General features: G+C 74.5%; 5 protein-coding genes. 4 read left to right on the top strand and 1 reads right to left on the bottom strand.

Annotated features, from left to right (window positions below):
• The first annotated feature begins 81 nt into the window (after positions 1-81).
• Both ACWGKI_RS19260 and lnt read left to right on the top strand, forming a co-directional pair.
• On the top strand, positions 82-1,743 hold the full coding sequence (locus ACWGKI_RS19260; protein WP_452189172.1) for an amidohydrolase: 1,662 nt from the start codon (positions 82-84) through the stop codon (positions 1,741-1,743).
• 66 nt (positions 1,744-1,809) lie between these two features.
• Positions 1,810-3,603 carry an apolipoprotein N-acyltransferase gene (gene lnt, locus ACWGKI_RS19255; protein WP_452189170.1) on the top strand — a complete coding sequence of 598 codons (1,794 nt, stop codon included), beginning with the start codon at positions 1,810-1,812 and terminating at the stop codon, positions 3,601-3,603.
• 99 nt (positions 3,604-3,702) lie between these two features.
• On the opposite strand, the gene ACWGKI_RS19250 is transcribed toward lnt, so the two are convergent.
• Positions 3,703-4,047, bottom strand: coding sequence for an RNA polymerase-binding protein RbpA (locus ACWGKI_RS19250; protein WP_225566476.1), 345 nt, complete (start codon positions 4,045-4,047; stop codon positions 3,703-3,705).
• Between the two features lie 343 nt (positions 4,048-4,390).
• Here ACWGKI_RS19250 and ACWGKI_RS19245 point away from each other — a divergent pair, with 343 nt between their 5' ends.
• Both ACWGKI_RS19245 and ACWGKI_RS19240 read left to right on the top strand, forming a co-directional pair.
• A complete protein-coding gene (locus ACWGKI_RS19245; protein ID WP_380245590.1) occupies positions 4,391-5,575 on the top strand; it encodes an LLM class flavin-dependent oxidoreductase in 1,185 nt (394 codons plus the stop codon).
• Positions 5,572-6,225, top strand: coding sequence for an FMN reductase (locus tag ACWGKI_RS19240; RefSeq protein ID WP_452189167.1), 654 nt, complete (start codon positions 5,572-5,574; stop codon positions 6,223-6,225). The genes ACWGKI_RS19245 and ACWGKI_RS19240 overlap by 4 nt, the downstream gene beginning before the upstream one ends.
• The last annotated feature ends 155 nt before the right edge of the window (positions 6,226-6,380 follow it).

Genomic DNA, 6,380 nt, shown 5'->3' with positions numbered 1-6,380 from the left:
GCGCCCACCCGCGCGTGGTGTGACGAACCGGTGAGGGATCTGCGCGGGTCGCCGGTGGGCCGGTGCCCTAGAGTGCAAGCCGTGACGTCCACCCTGTACCGCAACGGAGTCGTCCACTCGTCCGCCGACCCGTTCGCCGAGGCGCTGCTCGTCGACGACGGGGTCGTGACCTGGCTCGGGGCGGAGGACACGGCGGCAGGGCTCGCGGCGCGAGCGGACCGGGTGATCGACCTCGACGGGGCCCTGGTCGCCCCCGGATTCGTCGACGCGCACGTGCACCTGCTCGAGACCGGCCTGGCCGCCGACTCCGTCGACCTCACCGCGGGGGCCGTGACCTCGCTCGCCGACGCGCTGGACGCGCTGGCCCGCGGCGCGCGGCAGCTCGACGCGGCCGACCCGGGCGGTGAGGAGGTCCTCCTCGCGTTCGGGTGGGACGAGCAGACCTGGCCCGAGCGTCGCGCCCCCCGGGGCGAGGAGCTCGACGCCGCCTGCGGCGGCCGGCGCGTGTACGCGTCCCGCGTCGACGGGCACAGCGCCGTCGTGTCCACGTCGTTCGCGCGGGCGGCGGGCCTCGACCGCCTGACCGGCTGGGACCCGTCCGGCATGGTGACGTCCGACGCCCACCACACCGCCGCGGCCGTCGTGCGACAGGTCTCCCCGGCGCGCCGCACGCGCGCCTACCGGCGCGCGCTGCAGGACGCGGCTGCCCGCGGCATCGTGAGCGTGCACGAGATGAGCGAACCCAACATGGACACCCGCGAGGGGCTGGCCGAGCTCGTCGCGCTCACCGCCCACCCCGCGGGCGGGCTGCCGCACGTCGTCGCCTACCGCGGCGAGCTGTGCGCGACGGCCGACGACGCGCGCCAGATGCTCGGCGAGCTGCCGTTCCTGACGGGCATCGCGGGCGACCTGTGCGCCGACGGGTCGATCGGCTCGCGCACGGCGGCGCTGCGCCACCCGTACAGCGACCTGGTGCCCGCACCGGGCGTGGCCGAGCCCGACGGCCGGCTGTTCCTGCACGGCGAGGAGATCGCCGCGCACCTGGCCGCCTGCTCCGCCGCCGGCACGCAGGGCGGCTTCCACGTCATCGGCGACCGGGCCATGGACGAGGTGGTCCGCGGCCTCGAGCTCGCGGCCGCCGACCTCGGCCCCGGCCCGTTGCGCGCGGCGCACCACCGCATCGAGCACGCCCTCTTCGTCGACGCGTCGGCCCTCGCCGCCCTCCTGCTGTACGGCGTGGCGCTGTCGGTGCAGCCGGCGTTCGACTCCGCCTGGGGCGGCACCCAGGGGATGTACGCCGCACGCCTGGGAGCGGCCCGCGCGTCCACCCTGTCCCCGTTCGCCGACCTGGCGAGCGCAGGCGTCCCGCTCGCGTTCGGCTCCGACACCCCCGTGACCCCGCTCGACCCCTGGCAGGCGGTGCGCGCGACCCTCACGCACGAGGACACCACGCAGCGCATCTCCGCACGGTCGGCGTTCCGTGCCCACACGCGCGGCGGGTGGCGGCTGGCAGGCCTCGACCACACCGGCGCGGGCGAGCTGCGCGTCGGAGCGCCGGCCCACCTCGCCGTGTGGCGTGCCGACACGCTCGCCGTCCAGGCACCCGAGGGCCGCCTGTCGGCGTGGAACCCCGAGGCGCGCGCCGGGCAGCCGCTGCTGCCCGACCTGTCGCCCGGTGAGCCCGAGCCCGTCTGCCTGCAGACCGTGCGCGACGGCGTCGTCCTGTACGACACCTTCGACTGACCCGACCCGCATGCCTGCGAGCAGGCGAGGGACCGAGCCGGGGTCACGGTCACGTACCCTGCGGGGGTGCTGCACGTGAGCCCGACTCCCGTCGAGGGGTCCGCCGACCCGGGCCCCCACCGCCCCGCCACCACGACCACCACGGCGGCGCGGCCCCGGGCGGGCCTGTGGGCGAGCCGGCCGGCGACGCTGCTGCTGGCCGTCGCGGCGGGCGCCGCCCTGTGGGCGTCCTTCCCCGACGTCGGCGCCTGGCCGCTGGCGTTCGTCGGGGTCGCGCTCCTGTTCGCCGCGATGCGCCGCGACGGACGTCGCGCCGCCGGGTGGAACTTCCTCGTCGGGCTGGTCGCCGGCCTGACGTTCTGGCTGCCGCACATCTGGTGGGCCAACTTCGCCACCGACACCGTGCCGTGGATCGCGCTCGCGGCGCTCGAGGCGCTCTTCCTCGCCGGGTTCGGCGCCCTGTGGACGTGGGCGCGGCGCTGGGGCTGGGTCGGTCGCCACCCGCACGCCCAGGGCGTCGTGTTCGCCGTCCTGTTCGTCGCGGTGGAGCAGTGGCGCTCGGAGATCCCCTTCGGCGGCTTCCCGTGGGGGCGGCTCGCGTGGACGGTGGCCGGCGCTCCCACCGGTCGCGCCGCCTGGCTGGGCGGGACCACCCTCGTGTCGTTCCTCGTCGCGGCCGCCGGCGTCCTGCTCGCGCTCGCCGTGGCCCGGGTGGCGCGCACCGACTGGCGTGACGCGACGGCCCGGGCGCGAGGGTCCGCGAGCGCCGGTGCGTTCGTCGTCGCGGCGGCGGCGCTGGTCGTCGGTCCGTCGTTGCTGCCGCTGGCGCACGACGCGGCCACCCGTGAGGTGAGCGACGCCGCGGACCCGGGGCACGTGGGCCGGGTCGTGGACGCCGGCACGGGGACGGCGCAGGCCGGCGTGCTGCGGGCCGGCGCGGTGCAGGGCAACGTGTCGGAGCCGGGGGAGGGGTCGTTCGCCAACCGGGCCGAGGTGCTCAACAACCACCTGCGCGGCACGTACGCGATCGCGGACGAGCAGGCGGCCGGCGACTACGGTCAGGGCCCGGGGGACGGCGTCGACGTGGTGCTGTGGCCGGAGAACGGTTCGGACCTGGACCCGCAGACCACACCGGAGGTGGGGGCGGCGCTCGACGACGCGGCCACGGCCGTGGGTGCGCCGATCCTCGTGGGCGCCCAGGAGTTCCCTGCCTCCGGCGGGCGGTACAACGTGGCGCTGCTGTGGGAGCCCGGTCAGGGCGTGACCCAGCGGTACGCCAAGCAGCACCCGGCACCCTTCGGGGAGTACATCCCGATCCGCGGGTTCGTGCGGCTGTTCAGCTCCCAGGTGGACCGGGTCACCACCGACATGATCCCCGGCACCGAGCCGGCGGTCGTGAACCTGCCGGCGGACGGCGCCGCCATCGGGCACGGGTCGGGGCCGGTGACCGTGCCGATGGCGACGGTGATCTGCTTCGAGGTCGCCTACGACGAGATCGTGCGCGACGCGGTCCAGCGCGGCGCGCAGGTGCTGGTGGTGCCGACGAACAACGCGTCGTTCGGGTACACCGCGGAGTCGACGCAGCAGCTCGCGATGACCAGGCTGCAGGCGATCACGACGGGTCGCGCCGCGGTGCAGGTCTCGACCGTGGGCGTCAGCGGTGTCGTGGCGCCGGACGGCACGCTGGTGGCGCGCACGCAGCTGTTCACGCCCGACCACCTGGTGGCGGACCTGCCGCTGCGCACCGAGCTGACGCCCGCGGTGCGGGCCGGCTACTGGCCCGGCTGGGCGGTGGGCGCGGCCGCGGTGGTGCTGGTGGCCGGCGGGATCGTGTCGGCCACGCTCGCGCGACGCCGGTGACGAGACCCGCCGCGACGGACCCCGACGGGTCGTGCGGGGGCCTGCGAGGACGACGAAGGGCGGGCACCCCGTGGGGTGCCCGCCCTTCGTACGTGTGCGTCAGGCGCTGCGGCGCAGCTTGCCGGCGCGCAGGAGCTCGAGACGCTCGTCGAGGAGCTCCTCCAGCTCGGAGACGGTGCGCCGCTCGAGCAGCATGTCCCAGTGGGTGCGCTGGGGCTTCGTGGCCTTCGGCTCGGGCTTCTCGGCGTCGCGCAGGAGCGCCTCCTCGCCACACCGGCACTCCCACACCGGAGGCACCTCGGCCTCGGTGGAGAACGGCAGGATGATGGTGTGGCCGTTGGGGCAGTCGTAGTGCGCCTGGAACCGCGGGGCGAAGTCCACGCCCTCGTCGGACTCCATGCTCTTGCTGCCGATGCTCATGCCGCGCAGGGACCGGTCGGGCATGTCGTCCTCCTGGAGGTCGGTGGGAAGGGGCCTGAGGGTCCAACGCGGTCCCGGCGGCGGATGTTCCGCCGGTGCGTGAAGGTCCCGTGAAGCACGGTCCACACCGAGTGCCGCAGACGTGGCATGGTGGCGATGGACGTGACGGTTGCCCCCTCAGGCTGGCCAGTCGGCGCGTCGTGCGCAACTTGAGACCGCCCTGCAGGCACCCTTTGTGCGCGACGTCACCCGATGGCGGCGGGGCGCGGGGAACAACGGCAGGGGTGCCACGGTTCAGCCGCATGTACATGCAAACGCATGAACCTAGGCCTCAGGTCCACGAGAGCCACGAGCAGGGAGTGCAGCCGTGCAGTTCGGAATCTTCTCCGTCAGCGACGTCACCACCGATCCCACGACGGGCCGCACGCCCGACGACACCGAGCGGGTGCGCGACATGCTCACCATCGCCCGGCACGCCGACGAGGCCGGCCTCGACGTCTTCGCCACCGGCGAGCACCACAACCCGCCGTTCGTCGCGTCCTCGCCCACCACCATGCTCGGCTACCTGGCGGGCGTCACCAAGCACATCACCCTGTCGACGGCGACCACGCTGATCACCACCAACGACCCGGTGCGCCTGGCCGAGGAGTACGCGATGCTCCAGGTCATCTCCGACGGGCGGATGGACCTCATGATGGGACGTGGCAACACGGGCCCGGTCTACCCCTGGTTCGGTCAGGACATCCGCCAGGGCATCCCGCTGGCCGTCGAGAACTACGCCCTGCTGCGCCGCCTGTGGACCGAGGACGTCGTGGACTGGGAGGGCAAGTTCCGCACCCCGCTGCAGGGCTTCACCTCCACCCCGCGCCCGCTGGACGGCGTGCCGCCGTTCGTGTGGCACGGCTCGATCCGCAGCCCCGAGATCGCGGAGCAGGCCGCTTACTACGGCGACGGCTTCCTGCACAACAACATCTTCTGGCCGATGCACCACACCCGGCAGATGGTGCGCTTCTACCGTCAGCGGTTCGAGCACTACGGCCACGGCCGTGCCGACCAGGCGATCGTCGGGCTCGGCGGTCAGGTGTTCATGCGCAAGCGCTCGCAGGACGCGTGGAACGAGTTCCGGCCCTACTTCGACGAGGCGCCCGTGTACGGTCACGGCCCGTCGATGGAGGACTTCACGCGCGAGACGCCGCTGACCGTGGGCTCGCCCCAGCAGGTCATCGACCGGTACGCGTCGTTCGTGGACGAGGTGGGCTACTACCAGCGCCAGCTCTTCCTGGTCGACCACGCCGGCCTGCCGCTGAAGTCCGTGCTCGAGCAGATCGACCTGCTCGCCTCCGACGTCGTGCCCGAGCTGCGCAAGATCGTCGAGGCCAAGCGGCCCGCCGACGACGTGCCGCTGAACCCGCCCACGCACGCCGAGCGCGTCGCCGCCGCCCGCGCCGCGGGCCAGGCGGGCGCCACCCACGTCGGTGACACCTCGGACCCGTACACCGGTACCGTTGCTGAGGGCACCCAGTCCGCAGGATCGCAGGAGGCACGCGCATGACCACGCCCACGAGCACCCCGGGCGTCCCCGGCACCGCCGGCCGCACCCTCGCCGTCGTCTCGGCCGGGCTGTCCCAGCCGTCCTCGACCAGGCTGCTGGCCGACCGGCTGACCGACGCGACCGTGCGCGAGCTCGAGGACCTCGGGCACGGCGTGCGCGTCGAGACGATCGAGCTGCGCGACGTCGCCCACGCCGTGGTCGACGCCATGCTCACCCGGTTCCCGACCGGCGACCTCGCCGGGGCGCTGGAGTCGGTGACCGGCGCCGACGGCCTCATCGCCGTCTCGCCCGTGTTCACCACGAGCTACTCCGGGCTGTTCAAGTCCTTCTGGGACGTGGTGGACCCCGACGCGCTGACGGGCATGCCCGTCCTGCTCGGCGCCACCGGCGGCACGGCACGCCACTCCCTGGCGCTGGAGTACGCGATGCGGCCCCTGTTCACCTACCTGCGGGCCGACGTCGTACCCACCAGCGTGTTCGCCGCCACGGACGACTGGGCCGCGAGCGCCGACGACCCTGCCGCGGGCCTGCCCCGGCGGATCGCCCGCGCGGGCCGCGAGCTCGCCCAGCGGGTCGCGCGCCGGGAGAACGACGGCCCCGCCGACCCGTTCGCCGCCACCCCGAGCTTCACCGAGCTCCTCGGCGGCTGAGCACGCCGCGCGGTCCCCGGGCACCACCGCCGGGGACCGCGCTCACAGGCAGCGCTCACGGGCAGCGCTCACGGGCAGCGCTCACGGGCAGCGCTCACGGGCAGCGCTCACGGGCAGCGCTCACGGGCAGCGCTCACGGGCAGCGCTCACGGGCA

The sequence above is a fragment of the Isoptericola sp. NPDC055881 genome (genome assembly GCF_053615895.1).
Note: the sequence above shows the minus strand (reverse complement) of the source record. Positions and strands in the feature narration are given on the sequence as shown.